Consider the following 3,474-nt stretch of genomic DNA (forward strand, 5'->3'; position numbering starts at 1 on the left):
CCCCGGCCCCCGGCGGCCGCGGCGGCCCGCCGCAGGGCGCGCACGCGGCGCAGTGGCTGGTGGTGACCACGGGCGAGCTCCAGGGCCGCCGGTTCGTGCTGTCGGGCCAGCCGATCTCGATCGGGCGCGCGGCGGACTCGACGATCGTGATCCGGGACGACTTCGCGTCGAACCGGCACGCGCGCGTGGTCCCCATGGACGGGCAGTGGATGGTCGAGGACCTGGGCTCCACGAACGGCACGTACCTGGGGCGCGCTAGAGTCACCAGACCCACGCCGGTCCCGCTCGGGGTGCCCATCCGGATCGGTCGCTCCTCCTTCGAGCTGCGCCCGTGAAGCCCGAGCACGACGCGGCGTTGTCGGCATCGATCAGCGGGCGTGCCCCGCGCTACGGCGGTTGATACATGAGTTTGTTCCTGCGATATGCGGCCATCTCCGACCGCGGCGTGGTGAGGCAAGGCAATCAGGACTCGGTGTTCGCCGGGTCCCACTTCATCGCCGTGGCCGACGGCATGGGCGGCATGGCCGCCGGCGACCTGGCCTCGGCGATCGTGATCAACACCGTGGCCCGGCTGGACGTCCCCCCGCCGTCGGACTCGGTCGTTGACGAGCTCGCCGACGCCGTCGCGGACGCGAACCGGGCGATCCGCCGGTGCGTGGCCGACGACCCGCAGAAGGAGGGCATGGGCACCACGCTCACGGCCCTGTGGTTCGACGGCGAGTGGTTCAACCTGGTGCACATCGGCGACTCGCGCGCCTACCGGATGCGCGAGGGCGGGTTCGAGCAGGTCACGGTCGACGACACGTACGTGCAGATGCTCGTCGACGAAGGCCGCATCACCGCAGAGGAGGCCGAGCGGCACCCGCAGCGCTCGCTGCTGCTGCGGGCCCTGGGCGCCTCCGAGGTCGAGCCGGCGTTCCAGACGATCAAGGGCGTGGCCGGGGACCGGCTGCTGCTGTGCTCCGACGGCCTCTCGGGCCCGGTGTCGGACGCCGACATCGCGCGGACCCTCCAGACGTCGGCGTCGCCGCAGGAGGCCGCCGAGTCCCTGGTGCAGCAGGCGCTCGACGCGGGCGCCCCCGACAACGTGACGGTGCTCGTCGCCGACGTCGTCGAGGAGCACCCGGGCGAGCAGCGGCAGATCATCGGCGGCGCGGCCGCCGACCAGCGGCTGGCCGAGTCCGACACCGCCGTGCTGCGGGCGATCCGCGAGGACGGCGAGGAGCCCGAGGGCGACGCCACGGTGAACCTCCGCGCCGACGGCGCCGAGTCCGGCAAGAAAAAGAAGAAGAAGGGCGGGCGCGTGTGGCGCACCGTCCTGTCCTGCCTGATCGTCCTGGTCCTCGCGGCCGGCGCGGGCGCCTACTGGGTGCGGACGCAGTACTTCCTCGGGGTCTCCGACGCGGGCAACATCAGCGTCTACCGGGGCCTCCCTTTTGAGGTGGCCGGGCTGCGCGCGGCCTGGCTGGAGATGGAGTCCGAGCGCCCCGCGTCGGAGGCCACCGACGACGTCGAGGCCGACCTGAAGGACGGCATCCGCGTCGACGGGCGGTCCGGCGCCGAGTCCGAGCTGGACGAGCTGATCGACCCGGCCGCCGGCAACGAGAACCTGGACCCGCTGTGCTCCGTTTCGGACACTGAGGCGGTGCCTACGGCTTCAAAGGACTGCCGCGACGACTGAGCGTCACCGTTGTACGCTCACAGCGACCGACCCCCGAGTGCGCGGGGGCCGAGCGCGAAGGCGCCCTAGAACACAGCAGACCGAGGGGAACCGATGGCCCAGCCCATGTCGGCGACAGCCCGGGCGGTGGCGCCGTCCGAGGCGCCGCTCACGCCGCTGTCGGGGATGCCCAAGCGGATCGGCCGCGAGATCACCATGCTGGTCATGGGCGGCATCGGGATCTTCTGCTTCCAGCTGACGATCGACCTGGCGCTGGCCCAGCGGACCACGGACACCACGTACCTGCTGCCGCTTTCGATCTTCCTGGTGTCCATGTGCGCGTGGGCTTCCGTGAAGTTCCTGGCGCCCTACGCCGACCCGCTGTTCGTGCCGATCGCCGCGTTCCTCACCGGCATCGGCATCGTCTACATCCGCCGGATCGACCGGACGGCCCTCCTCGACGCCGATCCGCTGCCCGAGTCCGCCGGGATCTTCGGCGGCCAGGGCGGGCGCCAGCTCATGTACTACATGGCGGCAGTCGTCCTGATGACGGTCCTGCTCGCGGTCGTGCGCAACCACCGGATGCTCCGCGGGTACGCGTATATCCTCCTGTTCGCGGGCATCGCGCTCGCGGCGCTGCCGGGCTTCCTGCCGTACTCGATCTCGGGGTCGGGCGGCTCGAAGAACTGGATCCGCCTGGGGGGCTTCTCGATCCAGCCCAGCGAGTTCGCCAAGCTGATGCTGCTGATCTTCTTCGCGGTGTACCTGGTGCGCAAGCGGGACATGCTGTCGGTGGCCGGGAAGAAGATCCTCGGGCTCCAGTTGCCGCGCATGAAGGACCTGGGCCCCATCGTGATCGTGTGGGCCGCCAGCCTCGTCATCCTCGTCATGGAGCGCGACCTCGGCACCTCGCTGCTGCTGTTCTCGATCTTCCTGTCGATGCTGTACATGGCGACGCGCCGGGCCTCGTGGATCATCATCGGTCTGACGATGTTCATCGGCGGCTGCGTCGCGATCTACCCGTTCTTCTCGCACCTCCAAGTGCGCGTGGCGATCTGGCTCGACCCGTGGGCGTACGTCGACGACCCGGTGACCTCCTCGTACCAGCTCGTCCAGGGCCTGGTGGCGCTCAACTCGGGCGGCCTGCTCGGGAACGGCCCCGGCTCGGGCAACCCGAACCGCATCCCGGCCTCCGAATCGGACTTCATCCTCGCCGCGATCGGCGAGGAGGTCGGCCTGATCGGCCTCACCGCGATCCTGCTGCTGTACGCGATCCTCGTCCAGCGCGGCTTCAAGACCGGCATCATGTCGCGGGACCTGTTCGGGACGCTCATGGCCGGCGGCCTGGCGTTCCTGGTCGCGTTCCAGCTGTTCGTGGTGTTCGGCGGCGTCACCGGGCTCATCCCGATGACCGGCCAGACCACGACGTTCCTCGCCGCGGGCGGCTCCTCGCTCGTCGGCTCGTGGCTGCTCATCGGCCTGTTCGTGCGCGTCTCGGACGACGCCCGCAAGCCGTGGCAGGCCTCCTTCGGCCTCATGAAGACCGAGGCCCCGCCGGAGTTCCTCGCCGAGCAGGCCGCGAAGAAGGCCGCCGAGGAGGCCGCGAAGGGAGAGATGGCCGGCGTGATGGACTCCGGCCCGATCCCCGGCGGCGACCAGCCGACCGAGCTGATCATCCCCGGGCACCTCCAGGGCACCCCCGGGACCGGCACCGTCGAGGAGAACGTCATCTCCCCGACCCGCCAGGGCCCGGCCTCCGGCCCGCCGTCCGGCGGCCCGTTCTCGCCGCCGCCCGGCGGCCCCCAGGCCCCGCC

3 protein-coding genes are annotated in these 3,474 nt (G+C 71.0%); all 3 read left to right on the plus strand.

Annotated features, from left to right (window positions below; genetic code table 11):
- Positions 1-335: FHA domain-containing protein FhaB/FipA (locus tag DI269_RS13365; protein ID WP_112136645.1), on the plus strand; the 335-nt coding region annotated here is incomplete at its 5' end.
- A gap of 68 nt (positions 336-403) precedes the next feature.
- Positions 404-1,681: a PP2C family protein-serine/threonine phosphatase gene (locus DI269_RS27780; RefSeq protein ID WP_198667406.1), complete on the plus strand. Its 1,278-nt coding sequence runs from the start codon at positions 404-406 to the stop codon at positions 1,679-1,681.
- 93 nt (positions 1,682-1,774) lie between these two features.
- Positions 1,775-3,474 (plus strand): FtsW/RodA/SpoVE family cell cycle protein (locus DI269_RS13375; RefSeq protein WP_198667407.1); only part of this gene is annotated, 1,700 nt, incomplete at its 3' end.

It is taken from the genome of Glycomyces dulcitolivorans, assembly GCF_003265355.1.
In the GTDB taxonomy this organism is placed as follows: domain Bacteria; phylum Actinomycetota; class Actinomycetes; order Mycobacteriales; family Micromonosporaceae; genus Glycomyces; species Glycomyces dulcitolivorans.